Below are 24,076 nucleotides of genomic sequence, written 5' to 3' on the forward strand. Positions count from 1 at the left end.
TTAGTACTTTTCACTCTAGTTAACCTTGCTTTTCTTCTGTTATTTTGAAATGTCTCTTTTAGGGATTTTAGTTGAAAAAACACAAACAAGATCTGTAATAAAAATTAAAGTAAAAACATGAATGGCAGTAGAGTGATTTCCGTCGGGATTTTCTTCGACGGTACAGGAAATAATGGGGTAAATATTCTTTCACCGGACAAACCGATCAATAATAATGAAAGCTACTATGGTAACTTCACTAATATCTATAAATTATACAGTTTATTTATTGGTGATGAAAAAATATATATCGAAGGAATTGGAACTGTACCAGGCAGTGAGGATAATAATTTTGCAATGGCAACATGTGCAAACCCACCGTACGGCAATGGATATTCTTCTGACGATAAGCTTCAGAAAGCAGAGGAATTTGTACGGCAGATTGCTCTTGATCAGACAAAGGAATATCATTTTTATATCTATGGATTTGGCAGGGGAGGGATGCTGGCAAGAACTTTCTGCAACTATCTTTTAACTTATTATTCTCTGGAAAATTGCAGGATAAAATTTTTAGGAGCTTTTGATACCGTAGAATCCAAGCCTTTCAATACTTATAATCTGAGCGTTCCTGTCCAGGTAGAGAATGCGTTGCATATCTGTGCAGTGAATGAGAGCCGGTTTTTCTTCCCGCTTACCGGTTTTTTTGAGAATTCAAAAGAAATGCAGGACCAGAAATCTGAAAAGGAGTCATCGGTTTGGAAAGAAATCTTTGTACCAGGTGATCATGCAGATATAGGAGGTGGCTATCTGGAAGGGCCACAATCTGTCTATATTTCTACAGATTTTATGAATATTGATGATCTGCACAACTATGTTTCAGATATCAGAAATGCAAAAACCAATACTGAAGGAAATAAAATATGGGACGCTTTGCTTTCCAGCTATGAAGTTGAAACAAAAGATGGTCTTTCGCAGGCCTATGTATGTCGTGATAAAGTATACAATGATCTTTCAAAAGTATATGGAAAACTCATGATGGATGAGACCAATACAATATTACCCATCTTCAGCACAGAAAGCGACGCCTATTTTGGAACAGACTATAATAAACATTCTTTTCTCAACCGTTTTTATATCAAAATGAAAGAATATATACAAGATCTTTCCATCAATAAAAAACCGATCTATGATTTCGGAAGATTTGCAGATTATACCCATATTTCTTCCAATTTTGGCTTATACAATAATATTTTTCAGAAAAGAACGCCTAAGGAAATTAATATTGAACTGATCAATAATGGATTAAATGTTTCCAGCAGCACCTCTGTAGATCAGACCAGTGAGGCCAGGCTTTCCGTAGAACTTCATTTGCCGGAAGACAGCTTTGTAGCAGATTTTCTGTATGGAACAAGCGTTCCCAACAATGATATTTGGATTCGTTCAATTTTAAAAACATCCTCAACGATCAAGTTAAATGGAATTAATAATTAACGCTATCACTTCTCAGTTTTAAATTTAGGTTAGGGGACATCATTCAGGTGTCTCCTTTTCTGTGAAAATATTGATTGTCAATTAAGTATAAGTACTTAGTTTTGAATTTGGTACATTCTACTGTAGTTTTTGGATTTTAATTCTCGTTATTTTGAACTGTTCATTTTATGAAGCTTCAAAATAAAAACAGGAATATAAGCGAAATATGAAAAGCCTTATATCCAATCATTCAATCACCCCAAAAACAAAATAACTATGACAGTTTCAGCATGGCTTAAAAAAGCAAAAAAACTTTTAGAGACTTTTGAATACGAGATCAGTATCAAAAATGGCAGTAAAAAAATGACAATGGCCCAGGCTACTAGTTTGAACGAATTGCAACATGAAATAGGATCTCACCACGGGATCAAGCAGGTAACCTACAAAGAGGGTGCACAAACCCTTGTAGAGATGATTGCAATGGTGGAATCGGGAAGAAAAACACCCCCGCTTACCGCTGGATAAAAATTTTATACATCAGTGACATTAACGGAAAAAGCGGCCTATTTTGAGCCGCTTTTTTTATTTCTGGGCTATTCATTTCTTTTTCCGTATTTTTGCGGGCGAAAATTCATTATTCATTACTAATTATCAATTAAAATGCTTTCGGTTCAAAGTTTAGGATTACATCACTCAGGAAATTATTTATTTCAAAATGTCAATTTCACCATTAAAAAGGATGATAAAGTAGGTCTGGTAGGTAAAAATGGAGCGGGGAAATCCACTTTATTGAAAATGCTTTCCAAAGAAATTAATTTCTACGAAGGAGAAGTGGTCACTGAAGGAAGTGTTACCATTGGTTTCCTGAAACAGGATCTTGATTTCGTAAAAGGAAGAACGGTTTGGGCTGAAACGATGCAGGCTTTCGAACAGATTAATGCGTGGAAAAACGAGCTTGAGGAGGTGAATCACCAAATGACTGTCAGAACAGATTACGAAAGTGATTCTTATACAGATCTGATTAATAAAATGACCGAGCTGAATGACCTTTTAATGAACCATGATGCCTACAACCTTGAAGGGGACATGGAGAAAGTGTTATTTGGTTTAGGATTTAAAGCCGATGATTTCCAAAAAATCACTGATGAATTTTCCGGAGGATGGAGAATGAGAATCGAATTGGCAAAATTACTTCTGCAGAAGAATGACATTATGCTTCTCGATGAGCCTACCAACCACCTGGATATGGAATCCATCATCTGGTTGGAGAACTTCCTGAAAGACTATCCGGGAGCTATTGTTCTTGTAAGTCACGATAAACAGTTTATGACTGCGGTTTGTAACCGTACTTTCGATATCAACAATAGAAAAGTTGAGGATTATAAAGCCAATTACACCAAGTATCTGGTCATGAGAGAAGATCGCCGTGAAAAACTGATTCAGGCTAAAAAGAATCAGGATGCGGAGATCAAGCAGATGGAAGACAACATTAATAAGTTCCGTGCAAGTGCTACAAAAGCATCTTTTGCACAGTCGCTTATTAAAAGATTAGATAAAATAGAACGTATCGAAGTTGACAATGAAGACGTTTCAAAATTCAACATTCGTTTCGTACAATCTATGGTTCCGGGGAAAGTTATCTTCGAAGCAATAAATATGGGGAAAGCTTACGGGCAGAAACAGATTTTTGATGATGTAGATTTCATTGTTCAGAGAGGAGACAGAATTGCTCTTTTAGGACAGAACGGGCAGGGAAAAACAACTTTAGCTAAAATTTTAGCAGGAGATATTAAAGACTACTCAGGAACCTGGAATCTTGGACACAATGTGAATATCGGGTACTTCGCTCAGAATCAGGAAGAGGTATTAACACCTAATAAAACGGTTCTGGAAGAAGCAGAAGATGCTGCAACAGAAGAGACAAGACCTAGAGTAAGAGACTTATTAGGATCTTTCCTATTCCAGGGAGATGCCGTTTCTAAGAAAACAAAAGTACTTTCCGGAGGAGAGAGAAACCGTCTGGCACTTTGTAAACTATTGCTTCGTCCTTTCAATACATTGATTATGGATGAGCCTACCAACCACCTTGATATTCAGTCTAAGGAAATTATCAAGTTGGCATTGCAGAATTTTGAAGGAACTTTGATTGTGATTTCTCACGACAGGGAATTCCTTCAGGGACTTTGTGATAAGATCTATGAATTCCGTGATGGGAAAATGAAAGAATTCCTTGGAGATATCAACGAATATCTTGAATACAGACAAAAAGAAACGATTAGAGAGATTTCTGCAGAAAAAGCCAAACTTCACCAGGAAGTAAAGGTAGAACCCAAGAAAGTAGAAGAAAAACCAGCTGTGAGCAGCAGCCAGACTTCTAATATTGTGAGTAAAGAGCAGAAAAATATTCAGAATAAAATCAAAAAAGTAGAAGAGAAAATTTCTGAGCTTGAAACAAAAGTAGAGGAAATGGAAGCTTCTTTTACCAAAGAAAATCCTTCAGATGAAACCTTAGAGAAATACAATAAAGCTAAGGAAGAGCTAGACACAGCACTACAGGAGTGGGAATATCTTGGAACCCAACTTGATTAAAAATAAAATAAAAATGCTTCATCAACTAAAAGTTATGAAGCATTTTTTGTAACAGAACCTTATTTATTACTACATATTATCAATAGTTGCAAAGTAATTTAATAAAAGTTTAAGGAAACAATTAAATTATTTTCATAATTTTGAACCATGATTTTTAAAGAAAGCAGAAATTTAAAGAGTTTTATCTCCAAGCTATTGTTTGGGGTATATTTCCTCGCGCTGCTTTCTCAGAGCTTTCACCATCACGATTCTGTCGACTATTTTAAGGCTTTCAATCTTAAAAAAGTGGAGAATACAGTGACGAAAGCTGTTACTAAAGAGAAAGCTGGCGATTGTCTGGCCTGCCACTTTTTGGTTACCGGACATACCTTAGCTCCTGAAGAATTCAGTTTTACTTTCGAGCATTACAGCCATGAAGTACAACAAATCATCGCCGTTCAGGAGAAAATCTGGTCTCAGACCAAATTCAATTTTCAGCTTCGGGGACCTCCCGCAATTTCATAATTCACAGATTCTATAGGGTTTAAAGTTTTTTACTTTAAAGTTCAATGTTTAATGCTTCAAATTTGATGTTTAAAGCTTAAGGTTTAAAGTTGTTAAGAAAAACAACGGCTACTCTGTAATTGATATTTGAATAATGTTCAATTACTAGCTTCTAACCTCTAGCTTCTCATCATACTTTTTACAATTAAACTAACCCTTCCCACAAATTTTAACGAAAAATGTACCTTATTGAAAGGGTACGCAATCAATCTATTTACAATGAAATTGATATATTGCCTGCTGCTGATCTTTTGTGGATCAGTATTTACAAGTGCACAAAAAACTTATACTGTAGAAGGAACCGTCCAGGATTTTCACGACAAGACGATGTTGGAAAATGCTGTGATTAAAATCGGAAGCTTTACAGCGAAAACCAATAAGAATGGTAAATTTTCTTTTGACAAAATTCCTGCAGGGAAGTATAAACTCGTTGCGCAGCATCCTGATTGCGATAACTATACTGAAAATATAGGAGTTGATAAGGATGTTCAGCTGGTGATTACCCTGGAGCATCATATCAAAGATATTGAAACGGTAACGGTTCATGGAAGTCACAAGAACAATGGAAGCATGGTTGTGAAAACCATAGACAAAGCAATGATTTCCAGAAATGTTAGCGAAAACCTGGGAAATCTTTTAACAAATATTTCCGGTGTTAACGTTCTTAAGACAGGAAATAATATCGCAAAACCTATTATTCATGGGCTTTACGGAAGTAGAGTTTCCATTCTTAATGATGGGGTAAAACTAGCCGAACAGGAATGGGGAGTAGAACATGCACCCAATGTAGATGTCAATAATTTTGAACATATTGATGTGATAAAAGGAGCATCTGCCTTGAAATATGGAGGAGGAGCTGTAGGTGGAGTTGTTGTTTTACAGCCTCAGGTTTTGCCTAAGAAAGATACCATTATGGGGAGTGTTTCTCTTTCTGGAATTTCTAACGGAAGAGGAGCTGATCTTAATGTAAAACTGGCAAAAACATGGGAAAATGGTTGGGCAATAAAAACCAATGGAAGCTATAAAAAACTGGGCGATCTTGAAGCTCCGGAGTATGGCTTGATGAATACCGGACTGGAGAGTTCCGGATTTAATTTTGGAGTTCAGAAGATGACATTTGAAAAAGGTTTTTCATTTGATTATTATCTGACAAAGAGCACAGTGGGAATTCTTAGAAGCTCTCATGTAGGGAATTCTGAAGATTTACGTAATGCTCTTACAGCGCCACAACCAGTTTACCAAAGGGATTTTAGTTATGATATTGATAATCCTAAACAGGAAATCGAGCATCATATTGCTAAAGTATCTGCTTACAAAAGATTTGAAAATTTTGGAAAAATCACGGCTACTTATAGTTTTCAGTACAATCATAGAAAAGAATATGATATCAGACGTACAGACGAACTGAGTAAAAAGCCGGCTTTGGACCTTGAGCTGATCACCAACGATCTGAATGTGAATCACCTGATAGAAAGAGGAAAGTGGAATCTTGAAACAGGAATCAATGCAGGGTATCAAAACAACTATTCCAATACTCAGACTGAGGCGAGACGACTTGTTCCCAATTATGACAGATATTATGCAGGAATTTATTCTGTATTAAAATATAAAATTGCACCCGAACTGGATCTTGAATTGGGAGGAAGATATGATTTTGATCATTATAACGTAACAAAATGGTATGATCTGAGTGACTGGAATAAGCAGTATGCAACAGATTATTCCGATTTTGTAGTAAGAATAAACCAAAACAGGATTCTTACAAACCCTTCTTTAAGTTATAATAATGTTTCTGTAAACGGAGGGCTTGTCTATCATCCATCTGAATATTTTAACTTGAAATTCAATTATGCCAGAGTTTCCAGATCTCCGAATGTTGCAGAACTTTTTGCAGACGGACTTCACCATTCTGCAGCCATTATTGAAAGAGGAGATATGAGAATGAAAAGTGAAACGGGAAATCAGTTTAACTTAGTGGCTGATGTAAAAGCAAATATTTTAAAAGGATTGAATGTTTCAGTAAACCCCTATTTCTTTTATACTCAGAATTTCATCAACCAAATTCCTACAGGATATCAGAATACACAATGGGGAGGAGCTTTTGTAGTTTACAATTATCAACAGATCAATGCGAAAATGTATGGATTGGATCTGGATGTTCAGCTTAAGATCACGGATAATCTGACCTATAAAGGAAGCGGATCTTATGTGTATGGACAGGATATGACCAATGATGTACCTCTTATTTTAATGATGCCACCGAATTTTAATAATTCATTGGAGTTCAATAAAAAAGAATGGAAAAACTTTTATTTTACAGTAAGTAACAATACTTATTTAAAACAAACAAGATTTCCGGTTTATAACGTCCCAATCAGATTATTTGATTCTGACGGAAATGCTTACAATGAAGACGTAGATATTTCTACACCTCCAAACGGATATTCGCTTTGGAACCTTCAGACAGGGGTGAATCTGTCTAAAAATTTCGGAGTTGACTTTTCAATTCGAAATGTATTAAACACGTCTTACAGAGATTATCTGAACAGACTTCGTTTCTTTTCCAACGAAATGGGAAGAAACTTTATTTTAACTCTTAAATATCAATTTTAATTACTTAAAATCAAAAAAAATGAAAAATATTTTTAAAAATACTACTCTTATCTTAGGACTTTTATTCTTTGCTGTTTCTTTAAGCTTAACTTCATGTAACAGAAGTGACGATGAAGCAGATGATCTTCCTCAGGAAGAACTTTCGGATGTTCTCTTAAGAGTAACGGATCAAGCTACAGGAACTCCTGTCGTTTATGATTACCAGGTGAATAGTACAACGAATCCTAATGTTAAATTAATCAATGGCCATACCTATAATGTAGAAGTAATCTTCAAAAATGGTAATGAAGACGCTACTCAGGAAATTAGAGATGCAAAAAATGAACATTTCCTGGTGTATAACTTTCCAAACTCAGATATTACTTTAACACGTACCGATGATGCCAGCTCTACAAGAGCAGACGGAAACCGTGTGGGATTGAAAACAAAATGGGTTGTGAATACTGCTGTAAAAAATACTGCTGCAGCTAGTCAGTTGGTTCTTACATTGTTCCATCAGCCGGTAACAGTTTCTGAAACTTCTTCAGTGAGTGGAAACGGAGTCGTGTATGGAACCCATACAGGAGGTGAAACAGATGCACAAGCAAACTATAATATTATTAATTAATATATCCTTTAATCTTGTTAACAAAGCCACCGGAATTCCCGGTGGTTTTTTATTTAACAATATTTGGCGTTATAAGTTGATTTTAAGTGGGTAGTTTTCATAAAAAATTCATATTTTTGCAACCTAAAATTTTAATCAATAATGAAGGTTACCGCACAAAACCATGATGACGTAAGTGCATTGCTTACAGTAACACTGGAAAAATCTGACTACAAAGAAAAAGTAGAAAAGCAGTTGATTAACTATGCTAAAAATGCGCAAGTTCCTGGATTCAGAAAAGGGAAAGTGCCTTTGAGTATGGTTAAAAAACAATATGAAGCAGGTATTGCATTTGAAGAAATCAACAAACAAGTTTCTGATGCTTTAAACAACTATATCAATGAAAACAAATTAAGATTAGTTGGTCAGCCTGTTCCTCAGCCAGTAAACGAACTAGATTACAATGCTGATCAATTAGAAGTTGCTTTCGAAGTAGGATATGAGCCTGAATTCACTATAGATTTAGCTAAATATGAAGCTCCTCACTACAAAGTAGAAGCTTCTGACAAAGAAATCAGCAAGAGTATTGAAAACATGCAGAAGCGTTTCGCTGAGCAGGTTCCTCAAGATAAAATCACTAAAGATTCTTATATTGCCTTAGAAGTTTCTCAGGTTGTAGAAGAAGATGCTGAAGGAGAGCACCACCACCAACCAAAAAACCTTACTATTACTGCTGAAAACAAAGAAGCTTTCAAATTGGTAAAAGGTTTGAAAATGGACGGTTCTGTAAAAGTAACTAAAGAAGCTCTTGCAGGTGACGAAGAATTGGCTAAAGAAATAGGATTCAACAAAGAAGAACTTGAGCACCTACACCACAATGAATTAGAAGTAAAAGTAAAAGACTTCTATTCATTAGACTTAGCTGAGCTTAACCAGGACTTATTCGACAAAGTATACGGAGAAGGAAACATCAAGTCTGAAGATGAACTTAAAGATAAAGTGAAAACTGAATTAGACGAGTACTTCCAACAAAATGCTGATGTTCACTTTGTAAATAAAGTATTAGAGCAAGTAACTGGTACAGAAGAAGTGAAACTTCCTGAATCTTTCCTTGTGAAGTGGTTATTATTCTCTAACCAGAACATCCAGTCTGAAGAGCAGGCTAAAGAAATTCTTGAAGCTGAGAAAAACCAATTGAAGTACCAGATCATCGAAGGTAAATTGATGACTGAAAACGAAATCAACCTTGACTATGCTGATGTATTGGCACAGGCTGAGCAGTTGGTGAAGAATCAATTGGCTATCTACGGAATCCACCACTTAGGTGAAGAGGAAATCCAGAAATACGCTGTTGAAATGTTGAAAGACCAAGAACAAGTAAGACAAATTTCTTCTGAAGTAGCAATGGCTAAATTGAAAGATGTAATTCTTGAAAAAGCAACTAAAAAGAAACTAAAATTTCTCACGACGAATTTTTAGAAGAACTTAAGAAATAATTATATTCAGATATAAATATTTGAAAACCGTCAATTTTTTGACGGTTTTTTTGTTGCTGATCTATCAGGGAATTGCCTGTTATATAGAGTTAATAACATGTTCGATTGATAGCTCAACCTGTCTTATACTCAAGGCTTTCCTGACCATTATCTGTTAATTATCATTCATCATTTATGAATTATTGCCGTCCCATGATATATGTCCGTCAATATTCCTATATTTACTCTTTAAACTTTATTATAAATATGAAAAAGATCATCATTCCGTTTTTCTGTGCAGTACTTTTTTCAGTACCTGCAGCAGCTCAGAAGAAAGGAGCTGCATCTGCCAAAACAGAAGCTGCAAAATCTAAACTGACATCTAAAGAAGTTGTTGATAATTATTTCAAAGCATTAGGTGGAAAAGATAAATTGGAGGCTGTAAAATCTACCATTATTGACAACACAGTGAGTGTACAGGGAATGGAAATTCAAATGACTACCAAGAAATTAGGAAATAAATTCAAGTCTGTACAATCGGTGATGGGGAAAGAAATGATTCAGCTTTTTGACGGCGAGAAAGGATACTTTGATCAGATGGGAAATAAAATGGATATTCCTGCTGATAAGATTGCTGAGCTGAAAAAAGGAAAGCCAATTGATGCTTTAGCCTTTGATGCTTCTAATTTCCAGACTGTGTCAACAGAAAAACTGGATGGGAAAGACTATAACGTATTGTCTTCAGACAAAGGAAAATTTTATTTCGATGCAGGAACCGGACTTTTGTATAAAACTGATGCAGGAGAAGGTAATGCAACCATCAAAAGTTATATGACCGTAGACGGATTACAGTTTCCAGCGGTGGTAGATGCTGAAGGTGGAGGTCAGAAAATGACTATCAAAACTTCTAAAATCGTAATCAATTCTGGAGTTACTGATGCTGATTTTAAATAAAAATCACTTTTTTAAGATATTAAAACCGGGTATTTCCCGGTTTTTTTTGTGTTTTAATAATTTTAACTCAAATTTAACTATAAATTTTTAAGCAGTATTTCTTCACCTTGTGAAGAATTGATACTTTTAGCGTGTAAATAAAATCAAATAACATGAAAAAAGTATTATCTTCATTTGCGGTCATCTTTTTGATGTCTGCTAATGCCTTTGGACAGAATATCCCTGTGGATTCTTCTGTAAGAATAGGTACCCTTTCCAACGGAATGAAGTACTATATCAAAAAAAACACATTGCCTGAGAAAAAAGTAGACTTCCGTCTGGCGATCAATGCCGGATCTATTCTTGAAGATGAAAATCAAAGAGGATTGGCTCACTTTATGGAGCACATGAACTTCAACGGAACCAAAAACTTTCCAGATAATAAATTAGTAGACTTTTTACAGTCTATCGGAGTCAAATTTGGGCAGCACCTTAATGCTTACACCAGCTTTGACGAAACCGTTTACATGCTTCCTGTTCCATTGGATAAGCCGGGGAATTTGGATGCAGGGCTGAAAGTAATGGAAGACTGGGCATTTAACGCAACGCTTTCTGATGAACAGATCAATAAAGAAAGAGGAGTTGTATTGGAAGAGCTGAGACTGGGACTGGGAGCAGACAAAAGAATGATGGATAAATACCTTCCGAAACTTTTATATAAATCTCAGTATGCAGACAGACTTCCAATCGGGAAAAAAGACGTACTGGAAAATTTCAAACCTGATGTGATCAGAAAATTCCACCAGGATTGGTACAGACCAGATCTGATGGCGATTATCGTAGTAGGAGATATCAATGTGGATGAAATTGAAAAAAAGATCAAGGATAACTTCAGCAAATATAAAAACCCTTCAAAACCTAGAGAGAGAAAATCTTTTGACCTTCCAAATCATAAAGAAACTCTGGTAGCGATTGAAACAGACCCTGATGCGACCAATTCTATGGTGCAGTTTATCATGAAAGATGCTGATGCCTATACACCGGATGTAACCATTCAACAATACAATCAGAGTTTAGTCGAAAACCTCTCAACAACAATGTTGAACAACAGATTGAGAGAACTGATCAATTCTACAAACCCACCTTTTACTTTCGGGTCTGTATATCACGGAGGAACTTATGCAAGAAGCAAAGAAGCTTTCCAGGGATTTGCCATGGTAAAAGAAGGAAATCAGCTTAGCGCATTGAAAGTTTTACTGGAAGAGGTTGAAAGAGCAAAAAGATTCGGGTTTACACAGTCTGAGCTTGACAGAGCAAAATCTCAGATTCTTTCTAATCTTGAAAGATCTTATAACAACAGAGATAAGACAGAAAGTGATATGCTGGTAGGGGAGTATGTAAGACACTTCCTGGAGCAGGAGCCAATTCCTGGAATTGCCTGGGAATATGAAGATACAAAATCTTTCTTGCCGTCTGTTACTCTTGCACAAACCAACGAAATCATCAAAAAGATGGTGAAAGATGACAGCAGGGTAATTGTTATCACAGGTCCTAAAAAAGATAATGTAACCATGCCTACAGAAGCGATGGTTGTGAATACATTCGACGCTGTGAAAATGGCTGATTTGAAGCCTTACGAAGAAAAGGCAACGATCAAGAATTTAGTAAAGCCTTTCAAATCTGAAGGGAAAATTGCTAAAACGGAAACTGATGCTAAGCTGGGAACAACAACCTGGACATTAAGCAACGGAGCGAAAGTTACATTCAAGAAAACAGATTTTAAAGATGATGAAATTGTATTTACAGCAAGAAGTTTAGGAGGAAGTTCTCTTATTCAGGATGCTGACTACAATAAGACTCAGTTCGCATTTGCTGCATTAACAGAAGCAGGAGTAGGTGGGTTTTCTAAAGCAGATCTTACCAACTATCTTGCCGGTAAGCAGGTGGGGGTAAATCCTATGGTAACGTCTCTTTTTGAAGGTGTTTCAGGGAGAACCACTCAAAAGGATCTAGGAACAGCTTTGGAATTGATGTATGCTTATTTTACAAGTTTAAATTACAACCCGGCATCCTTTAATGCTTACAAAGAAAAGCAATCTGCCATGCTGAATAACCTGTTGTCTAATCCTCAGGCTTATTTCTCTAATGAGCATGCAAAATTCATGAACCAGAAGAATCCTAGATTTATCGGTGTATTCCCAATGGAAAAAGACTGGGCTAATACAGATTATAAAAAGGCATATGATATCTATAAAGAGAAATTTGCCAATGCAGGAAATTTCCAGTTCTATTTCGTAGGAAATATTGATGAAGCGAAATTTAAAAATGAAGTCCTTCAGTATATTGCAAGCCTTCCGTCATCAGGAAAAGCGACCATGTTTAAAGATACCGGATACAGAACAATTACCGGAGATTATACAAAAGTCTACAAAAAAGGAAAAGATCCTAAGAGTATGGTATCTATTTCTTACAGTGGAGAAGCTCCTTACAATGAAAAAGATGCTTTAGCATTATCTGCACTTGGAGAAGTGGCTACTATCAAGGTACTCGAAAAACTGAGAGAAGATGAAAGCGGTATCTACGGTGGAGGTGCAAGAGGAGGGATGAACAAAATACCTTATGGTACTTACAGTTTTGGTATCAACTTCCCTTGCGGTCCGGAAAATGCAGATAAGCTGACTAAAAGTGCTATTGCAGAACTTCAGAAGCTGATTGACAAGGGTCCTGAGCAAAAAGACCTGGATAAGTACAAAGAAGGAGAATACAATGACAACAAAACAGAACTTAAAGACAATATGTTCTGGATGAATGCCATCGCTAAAAACCAGCTGGATGGAAGTGATAAATATGATATCCTTAATTACCAGGATAAAGTAAAAGCACTTACAGTAAAAGATCTTCAGGATGTTGCTAAAAAATACCTTACAAAAGGTAGAATCGTAGCGACACTAATGCCGGAAGATGGCTGGGAAAAAGCCAAAAAAGAAGAAACTAAAAAAGTAGAAGCCGCAATTGTAAAACCAGGAGCAGCAAATTAATTTTTTTTACTTAAAATAAGAAAACCGTTGTTTTTTACAACGGTTTTTTTGTTGAATAAGGATAATATAACGGTAGATCAATAGCATTTTTAGCTTAACGAAGAAAATGAGCTTATTTTTAATTAGTCTATTTTAAATAATTTACGAATGTTTTTAATGAAAAATTATTTTGAATAAGATAAAATAAACAATTCGCGTTCATTTTGTAATATTTAAATTTTTTAACTTGAATTTAACCGTGTGGCAAAGGGCTAATTGTAGGGAGAATTGATATTTTTGAGGGTCAAAAAATAATGCAGATGAAAAAAATATTATCTTCGTTTTCGGTCATCTTCCTGATGTCTGTAAATGTCTATGGACAGAATATCCCCGTGGATCCTTCTGTAAAAATAGGTACTCTTTCCAACGGAATGAAGTACTACATCAAAAAAAATGTTTTACCTGAGAAAAAGGTAGAATTTCGCTTGGCGATCAATGCCGGATCTATTCTTGAAGACGAGAATCAAAGAGGATTGGCTCACTTTATGGAGCACATGAACTTCAACGGAACCAAAAACTTTCCAGATAACAAATTAGTAGACTTTTTACAGTCTATTGGAGTGAAATTCGGGCAGCACCTTAATGCTTCTACCGGTTTTGACGAAACAGTTTACATGCTTCCTGTTCCACTGGATAAGCCTGGAAATCTGGATGCCGGACTGAAAGTGATGGAAGACTGGGCATTTAATGCAACACTTTCTGACAAACAGATCGATAAAGAAAGAGGAGTAGTACTGGAAGAGCTGAGATTAGGTCTTGGACCGGATAAGAGAATGATGGATAAATACCTTCCGAAACTTTTATACAAATCTCAGTATGCGGAGAGACTTCCAATTGGAAAAAAAGAAGTCATTGAAAATTTCAAACCTGACGTGATCCGAAAATTCCACCAGGACTGGTACAGACCAGATCTGATGGCGATCGTAGTTGTGGGAGATATCAATGTGGATGAAATTGAAAAAAAGATTAAGGATAATTTCAGCAAATACAAAAATCCTTCAAAGCCTAGAGAAAGAAAATCTTTTGACCTTCCAAATCATAAAGAAGCACTGGTTGCTATTGAGACAGATCCGGATGCTACAGGCTCCGGAGTTCAGTTTATCATCAAAGATTTTGAAGCTTACAAACCGGATGTAACAATCCAGCAATACGATCAAAGTCTTGTAGAAGGTCTTGTGAATATTATGCTGAACAGCAGATTGGCAGAACTGGTTAACTCAACAAATCCTCCTTTTACGTATGGTTCGGTATACCACGGAGGAACTTATGCAAGAACAAAAGAAGCATTTCAGGGATCAGCTGCTACAAAAGATGGCGATCAGCTGAATGCACTGAAAGTCCTCTTGGAAGAAGTTGAAAGAGCAAAAAGATTCGGATTTACCCAATCTGAACTGGATAGAGCAAAAGAACAGTTGCTTTCTTCTTATGAATGGGCTTACAACAATAAAGACAAGAACCAAAGTGGGGAACTGGTTGATGGATATGTAGGTAATTTTCTAAGACAGGATCCAATCCCTGGAATTACCTGGGGGTATGAACATATTAAAAAAGTCCTTCCAACCGTAGTGCTGGAACAAACCAATGGAATTATCAAAAAGCTGGTAAAGGATGACAGCAGGGTGATCGTAATTACAGGCCCGAAAAAAGATAATATTAAAATGCCAACAGAGGCAATGGTTCTGAATACATTCGATGCTGTGAAAATGGCTGACCTTAAACCTTATGAAGAAAAAACTAAGGCTGAGAGCTTAATAAAACCATTCAAATCTGAAGGTGAAATTGCAAAAACAGAATCAGATGCTAAGTTGGAGACTACAACCTGGACACTAAGTAACGGAGCTCAAGTTACTTTTAAGAAAACAGATTTTAAAGATGATGAAATTGCTTTTGCAGCAGTAAGCCTGGGAGGAGTATCGGTTATTCCGGATGCTGATTATCATAAAACACGATTTGCCTTCGATGCTTTGCTGGAAGCAGGAATTGGCGGGCTTTCCAAGACAGATCTTACGCATTATCTTGCTGGAAAACAAGTGTCTGCAAGCTCTTATGTCGGAGGTCTTACAGAAGGCGTTTCCGGAACAAGTTCGAAAAAAGATCTAAAAACGGCTATGGAGCTGATCTATGCTTGTTTTACAGACTTAAATTACAATCCCGATGCATTCAATGCTTACAAGACAAAGAAATCTGCAGCACTGGCTAATGTAGATTCAGATCCGGAATATTATTTTTCTAATGAATATGCCAAATTTATCAATCAGAAAAATCCAAGATTTACCAGTCTTGAACCTACCGAAAAAGATTGGGCGAATACGGATTATAAAAAAGCATATGATATCTACAAACAGAAATTTGCCAATGCAGGTAATTTCCACTTCTATTTTGTAGGAAACATAGATGAAGGGCAGCTTAAAAAGGAAGTACTGCAGTATATTGCATCACTTCCTGCAACAGGAAAATCATCTACGTTTAAAGATACAGGTTACAGACCTGTGGAAGGAGGATATTCCAAGGTATATAAAAAGGGAAAAGAACCGAAGAGTTTAGTAACAATCTCTTATAGTGGAGAAGCCCCTTATAATGAGAAAGAGGCTATGGCACTTTCTGCTCTTGGTGAAGTCGCTACAATTAAAGTTCTTGAAAAACTAAGAGAAGAGGAAAGTGGTATTTATGGCGGCGGTGCAGGGGGAAGCTTCAGTAAAATTCCATACAGTGCCTACGATTTTAGTGTTAATTTCCCTTGTGGTCCTGAAAATGTGGATAAACTTACAAAAATTGCAATGGCCGAATTACAAAAATTCATAGATAAAGGACCTGAGCAAAAAGACCTTGATAAATATAAAGAGGGAGAATACAACGAATATAAAACAAGTCTTAAAGACAATGGATTCTGGTTACAGGGAATTTCCCAAAATCAGGTAGATGGCAGTGATAAATACAATATTCTGAATTATCCGGATAAAGTAAAATCACTTACGGTAAAGGATCTTCAGGATGTTGCCAGAAAATATCTTTCTAAAAGACGAAGTATCGCGGTATTAATGCCGGAAGACGGGTTTGAAAACACCCAAAAAGCAATTAAGAATGGTGCAGGTATAAAATAATAAATTCTTATTTCAATAAAAAACCGCAGAGAAATCTGCGGTTTTTGTTATTTAATCCAAATCGGTTAAGAACCAAATTCTTTTTTCCATTCATCAGCGACTTCACTCAGAACAGTGTAAAATTCTTCACCATACTTTCTTGTCAATGGCGTTTTCAGAAACTTATAGACAGGAACCTGAAGCTCTTTTCCAAGGGTGCAGGCATCACTGCATACATTCCATTCATGATAATTCAAAGCAGTAAATGAAGAATATTCCGTAATACGGATCGGGTAGAGGTGGCATGAGATAGGTTTTTGCCATTCTACAGCACCGTCTTCATACGCTTTTTCAATACCACATTTGGTAATTCCTTTTTCATCGAAAGTTACATAAGCACATTCGCGGTCCTCCACCATTGGAGTAACATACATTCCGTCGTGCGGATCAGTAGTCCATGTTCCCTGCTCTTCAAGGGCTTTGATTCCTTCCTGAGTAAGGTAAGGCTTTATTTTATCAAAAATACTGTCCAATACTTCAAGCTCGTCTTTGTCCAACGGAGCTCCTACATCTCCCTCCACACAACATGCACCTTTACATTTCGTAAGGTTGCAAACAAATTCCTCGGAAAAAATATCTTCGGAAATCAATTTATCGTCTATCTGAATCATAATTTTTTAAAATAAATCAAAAACTGTACCTGCTTTGAAGGTCAGTAAACTAATAATAATAAGCCATAAACTGGCCTCTTTCATCCAGTATTTAGGCAAAAATCTCATCATTCTGCTCAGAATAATGCTTGAAGGAAATGCCAGAAGCATCAGGTATTCGTAGCTTTTATTCATATAGAGAATGATGGAAATAAGCTGTGCCATCGAAAAGACCAGCAAGAAAGTATACTTATACCTGCTTATCGGACTTTTCTTATTATAATTTTTAAAATGGTCATATACCGCATAGATCAGCATCAGAATCACAGGGATCAATGGCAGAATCTCCGTATAATCTGTGATCGGTTTCATCTTTCCAAACGGAAAATAATCAATATTCCAGGAAGTGAACTGTACGAAATACATTACAGAAAAATAACTGAATGTAATCAGGGCGATTCCCAGCAGGAACCTGAAAAGATTCAATGCAATTTTGGCAGAAGTAGCAATCACGTGAATGATTACAAATAAAGCCATCGGCCAGGTCGTAGGAAGGAAAATAAAGTTCAATGCTACAATAGATCCTACCAATACATAGGACTTCTTTCTGATATCTTCATCCGCACTTGTCAGAAGAAGGATAAGAAAAGAATTGGTAAGCAGCGAAACAGCAATTCCTATATCCAGATTTCCTGGATACAGCCCAAAAATAAAAAAAGTATATAAGAATAAGGGCAGATGAGTCTGATAATTAAGGGCAATACTGTGAAAACAAAAATATCCTAAAGCAATTCCCAAAAAAGTTATTCCGGCAACAATAGCTTCATAAGTGTTGAAATTCAGTATGTTAAATATTATTACTACTAAAAGAAGAAAACCAATATAAACAGGAATTGAAAAAATATTGCTTTCTTTTGAAAGTAATTTAAACATTTTTTATAAATTTGTACAAAGTTAATTTAAAAAAGGAAAATAATGACGTCTTTCTTTCTATTCTTAAGTAAAGTTTTCAAATGGACTTTCGGTTTCTTTGAATCATTTGGTAATGTTTTAAACTGGATTCTATTTGCGGTTTGCTGTATATTGTTTACTTATTGGTGCTATGTGCTGGTAGTTACACTAGGCGGTGACAAAGATAAAGACTATTATTCTCCAACGGAAGGTAAGAATCCTTACTACGATCCAAAGATCTACAAAAAAGAAGGTTAATTAATTGGTTATATAGTAAAAAACCGATCAAACATTATGCTTTGATCGGTTTTTTTATTACTAACGATTAAAATTTCTTTTTCTTAGTCGTGAATTGGAAGTACAAGAACAGGAATACTTGAGCTTTTCGTGATTCCTTTTGTTAAGCTTCCCACGAATACATCATAAATTCCGCTTCTGCCGTGTGATCCCATCACAATATAATCTGCATTTTTGTCCTTTGCATGTTCCAGAATAATATCTTTGGCAAGTCCTTGTTTTAAAAGGTGCTCGCAATCGATATCCTGAGCGATGATTCTTTGCTCAATCTTATTAAGCTGCACTAGCTCCTCTCTGATTTCGTTGGCTTCCACTTCCGGAAAATATTGAAATCCCATATCGCCAATGGCAAAGCCAATATCTGATGGCGCTACATGGATCAGGTAAATTCTGCCGTTAAGCTGTTTTGCAAATTTTATGGCACCGTCTACCAATTGGTCTGTCTTGTCCCCAAAATCTACGGGCAATACAATATTTATCATAACCTTTCATTTTGTTACCTAAAGATAGGAAAAATTTGTCAGAGTCTGATGTTAAATACTTATAATATTCGGATATCAAGGATTTTTTCCTCTTCAAGATAAGCTTCCAAAATATCATTTTCTTCTACTTTTCCAACCCCTTTTGGAGTTCCGGTGAAAATAAGGTCACCAACCCTTAAAGTAAAGTACTGAGAAGCAAAAGCAACGATATCATCAAAGTTGAACATCATATCTTTTGTATTACCATCTTGAACCTTCTCTTTGTTTTTCAACAATGAAAACTGAAGGTTGTCAAGACTGAAACTTTCCTTTTTGAAGAAGCTGCTTACCACAGCAGAACCGTCAAAAGCTTTGGCAAGTTCCCATGGAAGTCCTTTTGATTTTAGCTCACTCTGAAGATCTCTAGCTGTGAAATCTATTCCCAGCCCTATTTCTTCATAATGTTTGTGCGCTGTTTCTTTCTGAATATATTTCCCTCCCTTTGAAATTTTTAAAACCACTTCCAGTTCGTAGTGAATGTCATTTGAAAATTCAGGAATGTAAAAATCATTTCCTTTTAAAACCGCTGTATCCGGTTTCATAAAAATAACAGGGTTCTCAGGAATTTCGTTTCCTAATTCTTTTGCGTGCTCACTGTAGTTTCTTCCTATGCAGATGATTTTCATAACTTTATTGATTAATTTACTATACCTTTAAAATATCCTTTTCCTTCTACTGTATATTTTTCAGGGCCATATCTTCTTTGAACTTTAAGTTCGGTATATCCAAAGATACTGTCTCCCTCTTTATAAGATTCTTTATCCAGAATAAGTTTACTGTCCAAAACTTTATAATATTCTCCTGTATCCAGAAAATCAAAAGGCTTGATGTTGTCTGTATAAGAATACGGTGAAATTTTATATCTGTTTTGTAAAATATCTATTTGGAAACCACCACCGCTAAAACCGTCTCCTAAATAAAGTCTTACGGTTAATATTGGATTTTTATGGATAGAACACTTGTAATATTCCGGGCTCAAGCTATCTGTTTCCATTTTTGTTTTGAAATCATTGGATTTAATGTCTCCTTTGTCCCAAATTGTTTCCTGCTTTTGTTTATCAAATGCTTTAAAAAGAGACCTTTTGCTTAAGCTATGATCAACTTCTACGCTGTCCCATACTAGTAAGAACTTTCCTATTATGAAAACAAGAACGGCAAGAACGATGATGAAGAGAATTTTTCCAATCTTTTTGATCATAGTAAGCTTTATTGGCTGAATTCATTCCCGCAATAATAACATTTGAACTTATGACTCGTCAGAAAAGAAATCCCAAAGAAACTGGTTGCGCTGTCGTCCCTATAAATATGATTGGAACCACATTTCGGACATACAAAATCAAACTCAGGATCTTCAATGGTGTGTTCTACTTCCAAAGAATACTGTTCATTATCTTTATAATCCTGCAGGATTTGCTGGGCTTTTTCAAGATCGTCTTCAAAAACCTGAAGTTGTATACCGCCAACAGCCTGTGAAAGAAGCCAATCTGACTGGATCAGCTGTTCGTTCGCAATAAAGCTGTTGATGTCGTTTTCAGCCAATATCTGCTTGTCCCTGTTAGCTTCAAGGGCAGTTTCATAAAATTTAAAGCGAACAAGATCTGACATTTTTAAAATCTGCTTGATAGTTGAATTTTTGTAAAAACCTTCTTAGTGTACAACGGAAAGTCAGCATTCTGAAGCCATCCGTAATATCCTAAATCTTTTTGGAATACTGCTTTCACCCCCTGGCCTTTGTATTTTCCAAAGTTGAAAACTTCTTCCATCTTTTCATTGTATCCGATAAATCCGGCAAGATCCGCATTCTTGTTATGAAAAGTGAACTCGCTTAATGGAGCAATTTCGTTTGGAATATCATCATATTTTCCTACCTGAGCATCCAAAACTTCGAACGTTGCCATTACATCAGCTTCTGCAGAGTGTGCATTTTCCAATGTTTTCCCACAGTAAAACTGGTAAGCAGCCCCTAAATTTCTAGGTTCTTTTTTGTGGAAAATAGTCTGTGCATCTACTAATCTGAATTTACTCAGATCAAAATCCATTCCTACTCTTAAAAGTTCTTCTGCTAAAAGTGGGACATCAAATCTGTTGGAATTAAATCCTCCCAGGTCACTTCCGGTAATCATTTCCATCACTTTTGACGCAATATCTCTGAAAGTAGGGGCGTCTTTTACATCCTCATCATAAATTCCGTGGATCTCACTGCTTTCTTTAGGAATAAGCATTTCCGGGTTTACGCGCCACGTTTTGCTCTCTCTGGATGCATCTGGATTAACTTTTAAAATACAGATTTCGACAATTTTGTCTTTTCCAATATTGGTTCCTGTGGTTTCCAGGTCAAAAATGCAAAGCGGTTTATGGAGTTTTAAGTTCATGTTGATCATTAATAATTTGAAAATGTGTTCTATTTACAATGAGCTTTTTACGCACTTTATACGTATTTGTGCCTCATATAATTTTTTAATTTCTATCTATTTTAACTGTCCCTGAAAAATAAGAGACACTAATATATAATAAATAACAAGCATCGGGATTCCTACTACCTGAAATAGGGCAAGAATAGCAATGCCGCCCACCAGTAATACTACTTTAGGATAGTTGTCCTTCAACTGTTTGGATTTGAATTTCATGGCCATCATCTTGATCGGGCTGATTAGCAGCCATGACGTAAGAAGAGTCAGTAGAATCAATAGCAGTTCATTATCAAATAAAAAGCTAAAAGTTCCGGTTTCTTTAAACGCGTAATAGAGACCAAACAGTAGAACGGTATTGGTTGGTGTATTCAATCCTTTAAAATAATAACGCTGCTCTTCATCAAGGTTAAAGATGGCAAGTCTCAGGCAGGAAAATACAGTAACGATCAATCCGAGATACTTGATTTCAAATGGGAGATGAAGTCCTAACAGCTCGGTTCCAAATGGCTCAAGTGCCTTGTACATAGTAAGTCCCGGAATCAATCCAAAGCTTACCATATCCGCAAGAGAGTCAAGCTGAAGTCCCAGATTGGAGTTTGATTTTACTGCTCTGGCTACAAAGCCGTCAAAAAAATCGAAAATCGAAGAGAGAACAAGGCAGATTGCCGTTGTCTGATAATCTCCTAAAATTAGATGTATTGCACCTACACAGCCTGCAAATAAGTTAGCCAGCGTTAAAGCATTAGCCAGATTATTCTTTATAAAATCCATAAGCACAAAATTACAGTTTTTAAAAATTCTAACTCAAAATAATCTGAACTAAAAAATGCATTAATGTGATTTTGATGTAAATTTGCTCCATGAAATTTTTAAAAGGATTTAGAAAACAGGAACTTCTGGCATTAGTTTACAGGATTTTTCTGGCCTATTTTTTTTATCAGATTGCCAGACTTTTATTCTGGTTTTTTAATAAAGATCTGATTAAAGTTGACTCTGTTTCAGAATATATAAAGCTCGCCTTCCATGGTACGGCTTTCGATACCACGGCTATTTTATATGTAAACGCATTATTTATACTGCTGAGTTTACTGCCTTTGGTGATCAATACCAAGAAAGTTTTTCAAAAAATTCTTTTCTGGCTCTATTTCATCACCAACGGGATTGCTTATGCTATGAATTTCGGAGATTTCATTTATTATAAATTTTCGCAGGCAAGGCTTACTTCAGCAGTATTTCAGGTGGCAGAACACGAGTCTAATGTTTCTCAAACGCTGATGATCTCTATCAGACAGCATCCTTTTGTCCTGATCTGGTACGTGGTTTTAATGATTCTGTGGGTTTTCCTTTACAAAAAGGTGAAAGTGGAAGACTCGAAACCTGTGAAACTCCTGCCTTATTTTATTACTTCCATTCTTACTTTATGTATCACAGCGGTATTGGTGGTTGGAGGAATCCGAGGAGATTTTAAACACAGTACAAGACCTATTAATATGGTGGATGCTACCCGTTTTGTAACGAATCCTCTGCAGGGAAATATGGTGCTTAACAGTACGTTTTCCTTTTTCAGGACTTTAAATACCAATAATTTTAAGGAAGTTCATTTCGTAGATGAAAAATACATTGAAGAGAACGTACAGCCTTATAAAGTATATGACAGAAAAATAGAAAACCGTCCTAATATTGTTATTTTCATTGTGGAATCTTTCGGAAGAGAATATTCCGGTGCTTTCAATAAAGATAAAAATATTAAAGATTACGTTTCCTACACTCCGTTTATGGATAGCCTGGCAGGGCAGAGTCTTATTTTCCCCAATACTTTTGCGAACGGAAGACAGTCAATTCATGGGATGAGCAGTGTATTGGCTGGGATTCCGAGCCTTACCGATGCTTTTACGGGGTCTCCATATTCCAACCAGAAAATTCAGTCTATCGTTTCGGTTTGTAATGATCTGGGATATGATACTTCTTTTTATCACGGAGCGCCTAACGGATCTATGGGATTCCTTGGATTCGGTAATATCTTAGGATTTAAACATTATTTCGGGAAGACAGAATACAATCACGATGAAGATTTTGACGGGATGTGGGCGATATGGGACGAACCGTTTCTTCAGTATTTTGCTAAAAATGTAGGGAAGAAACAACCTTTCATGACCACTGTATTTACCGCTTCCTCACATCACCCTTTTAAAATACCTGAAAAATATAACGGGAAATTTAAAAAAGGGAAAATAGAAATACACGAGCCAATGCAGTATACGGATTATTCTATCAAAAAATATTTTGAAACCGCTAAAAAACAGCCGTGGTTTAACAATACGATCTTTGTTTTCACTGGAGATCACACCAATCAGGTGTATTATCCGGAGTATGAAAGAGCCATGAACCGTTATGCTGTTCCGTTGGTTTTCTACTCTCCAAATCCTGCATGTCAGCTAAAAGGGGTCAGTCAGGAAATAGCCCAGCAGGCAGACATATATCCTACATTAGCAGATCTGATAGGGTATAATAAACCGATCAGAAGCTGGGGAAGAAGTTTGGTAAGTGATAAAAAGTATCCTTTCATTGTAGTCAATTCAGATGGAAGTACAGATCAGTTTATGATCGGAAACTATATTTACCGTTTTGACGGAAAAGAAATCATCGGAGTATATAATCAATCTGATCTGAGCCTTGAAAAAAATCTTATTAATGAAGTTAAAACTCCTGAAGTAGAACAAGGAAAGAAAACAGCAAAAGCATGGTATCAGGATTATATGGATAGGGTAATTAATAGAAAGCTGAATTAAAGCAAAAGAGTACAACCGCAAAATGACGGTTATGTTGACGGGCAAATTAGTTTTTTTTGCAATTCCCCATTTTACCTTTCTGTACCTCTTTATGCTTTGTATAATAAAAGTT

19 protein-coding genes and 1 pseudogene are annotated in these 24,076 nt (G+C 36.1%); 12 read left to right on the forward strand and 8 right to left on the reverse strand.

The window, feature by feature from the left end; genetic code table 11:
- Positions 1 to 117 precede the first annotated feature (117 nt).
- The 10 genes and pseudogenes from LF886_RS06005 to LF886_RS06050 all read left to right on the forward strand — a co-directional run bounded on the left by LF886_RS06005 (position 118) and on the right by LF886_RS06050 (position 16,366).
- The gene (locus tag LF886_RS06005; protein WP_236853230.1) at positions 118 to 1,470 is read left to right on the forward strand and encodes a T6SS phospholipase effector Tle1-like catalytic domain-containing protein; all 1,353 of its coding nucleotides are present in this window, start codon (positions 118 to 120) and stop codon (positions 1,468 to 1,470) included.
- Positions 1,471 to 1,725: 255 nt separating this feature from the next.
- On the forward strand, positions 1,726 to 1,974 hold the full coding sequence (locus LF886_RS06010; protein ID WP_103231806.1) for a hypothetical protein: 249 nt from the start codon (positions 1,726 to 1,728) through the stop codon (positions 1,972 to 1,974).
- 135 nt (positions 1,975 to 2,109) lie between these two features.
- Entirely contained in the window at positions 2,110 to 4,038 is a 1,929-nt protein-coding gene (locus LF886_RS06015; RefSeq protein ID WP_236853232.1) for an ABC-F family ATP-binding cassette domain-containing protein, read from the forward strand.
- Between the two features lie 147 nt (positions 4,039 to 4,185).
- Entirely contained in the window at positions 4,186 to 4,542 is a 357-nt protein-coding gene (locus LF886_RS06020) for a hypothetical protein (RefSeq protein ID WP_236853234.1), read from the forward strand.
- Positions 4,543 to 4,800: 258 nt separating this feature from the next.
- Positions 4,801 to 7,194 carry a TonB-dependent receptor gene (locus LF886_RS06025; RefSeq protein WP_236853236.1) on the forward strand — a complete coding sequence of 798 codons (2,394 nt, stop codon included), beginning with the start codon at positions 4,801 to 4,803 and terminating at the stop codon, positions 7,192 to 7,194.
- 19 nt (positions 7,195 to 7,213) lie between these two features.
- The gene (locus LF886_RS06030) at positions 7,214 to 7,801 is read left to right on the forward strand and encodes a hypothetical protein (protein ID WP_236853238.1); all 588 of its coding nucleotides are present in this window, start codon (positions 7,214 to 7,216) and stop codon (positions 7,799 to 7,801) included.
- Positions 7,802 to 7,942: 141 nt separating this feature from the next.
- Positions 7,943 to 9,276 (forward strand): annotated as a pseudogene (locus tag LF886_RS06035) (trigger factor).
- Between the two features lie 246 nt (positions 9,277 to 9,522).
- Positions 9,523 to 10,209, forward strand: a complete 687-nt coding sequence (locus tag LF886_RS06040; RefSeq protein WP_236853241.1) for a hypothetical protein — start codon at positions 9,523 to 9,525, stop codon at positions 10,207 to 10,209.
- A gap of 152 nt (positions 10,210 to 10,361) precedes the next feature.
- Positions 10,362 to 13,226 carry a M16 family metallopeptidase gene (locus tag LF886_RS06045; RefSeq protein WP_236853243.1) on the forward strand — a complete coding sequence of 955 codons (2,865 nt, stop codon included), beginning with the start codon at positions 10,362 to 10,364 and terminating at the stop codon, positions 13,224 to 13,226.
- A 299-nt stretch (positions 13,227 to 13,525) separates the two neighbouring features.
- Positions 13,526 to 16,366, forward strand: coding sequence for a M16 family metallopeptidase (locus LF886_RS06050; protein WP_236853245.1), 2,841 nt, complete (start codon positions 13,526 to 13,528; stop codon positions 16,364 to 16,366).
- Positions 16,367 to 16,431: 65 nt separating this feature from the next.
- Here LF886_RS06050 and LF886_RS06055 read toward each other — a convergent pair whose 3' ends face one another.
- Positions 16,432 to 17,016: a DUF3109 family protein gene (locus tag LF886_RS06055; RefSeq protein ID WP_236853247.1), complete on the reverse strand. Its 585-nt coding sequence runs from the start codon at positions 17,014 to 17,016 to the stop codon at positions 16,432 to 16,434.
- A 6-nt stretch (positions 17,017 to 17,022) separates the two neighbouring features.
- On the reverse strand, positions 17,023 to 17,928 hold the full coding sequence (locus LF886_RS06060; RefSeq protein ID WP_103231798.1) for a DUF6427 family protein: 906 nt from the start codon (positions 17,926 to 17,928) through the stop codon (positions 17,023 to 17,025).
- Between the two features lie 42 nt (positions 17,929 to 17,970).
- Between LF886_RS06060 and LF886_RS06065 the strand changes: the two genes are divergently transcribed.
- Positions 17,971 to 18,204, forward strand: coding sequence for a DUF6341 family protein (locus LF886_RS06065; RefSeq protein WP_103231797.1), 234 nt, complete (start codon positions 17,971 to 17,973; stop codon positions 18,202 to 18,204).
- 83 nt (positions 18,205 to 18,287) lie between these two features.
- Here LF886_RS06065 and LF886_RS06070 read toward each other — a convergent pair whose 3' ends face one another.
- From LF886_RS06070 to LF886_RS06095, 6 genes are all read right to left on the reverse strand, one after another.
- Positions 18,288 to 18,725: a universal stress protein gene (locus tag LF886_RS06070; protein ID WP_103231796.1), complete on the reverse strand. Its 438-nt coding sequence runs from the start codon at positions 18,723 to 18,725 to the stop codon at positions 18,288 to 18,290.
- A gap of 59 nt (positions 18,726 to 18,784) precedes the next feature.
- Positions 18,785 to 19,390 (reverse strand): fumarylacetoacetate hydrolase family protein, encoded by a 606-nt coding sequence (locus tag LF886_RS06075; protein ID WP_236853249.1) that lies wholly within the window; start codon positions 19,388 to 19,390, stop codon positions 18,785 to 18,787.
- A gap of 11 nt (positions 19,391 to 19,401) precedes the next feature.
- Complete coding sequence (locus tag LF886_RS06080; protein ID WP_236853250.1) at positions 19,402 to 19,962, reverse strand: hypothetical protein; 561 nt, start codon at positions 19,960 to 19,962, stop codon at positions 19,402 to 19,404.
- 8 nt (positions 19,963 to 19,970) lie between these two features.
- Positions 19,971 to 20,369 carry a DUF2007 domain-containing protein gene (locus LF886_RS06085; RefSeq protein WP_152290082.1) on the reverse strand — a complete coding sequence of 133 codons (399 nt, stop codon included), beginning with the start codon at positions 20,367 to 20,369 and terminating at the stop codon, positions 19,971 to 19,973.
- Positions 20,370 to 20,371: 2 nt separating this feature from the next.
- The gene (locus LF886_RS06090) at positions 20,372 to 21,136 is read right to left on the reverse strand and encodes a 3'-5' exonuclease (RefSeq protein ID WP_152290083.1); all 765 of its coding nucleotides are present in this window, start codon (positions 21,134 to 21,136) and stop codon (positions 20,372 to 20,374) included.
- A gap of 96 nt (positions 21,137 to 21,232) precedes the next feature.
- Positions 21,233 to 21,946, reverse strand: a complete 714-nt coding sequence (locus tag LF886_RS06095; protein WP_236853252.1) for a CDP-alcohol phosphatidyltransferase family protein — start codon at positions 21,944 to 21,946, stop codon at positions 21,233 to 21,235.
- A gap of 89 nt (positions 21,947 to 22,035) precedes the next feature.
- Between LF886_RS06095 and LF886_RS06100 the strand changes: the two genes are divergently transcribed.
- Positions 22,036 to 23,964: an LTA synthase family protein gene (locus tag LF886_RS06100; protein WP_236853254.1), complete on the forward strand. Its 1,929-nt coding sequence runs from the start codon at positions 22,036 to 22,038 to the stop codon at positions 23,962 to 23,964.
- Positions 23,965 to 24,076: the final 112 nt, after the last annotated feature.

The organism is Chryseobacterium sp. MEBOG07, assembly GCF_021869745.1.
GTDB classification, from domain to species: Bacteria; Bacteroidota; Bacteroidia; order Flavobacteriales; family Weeksellaceae; genus Chryseobacterium; species Chryseobacterium viscerum.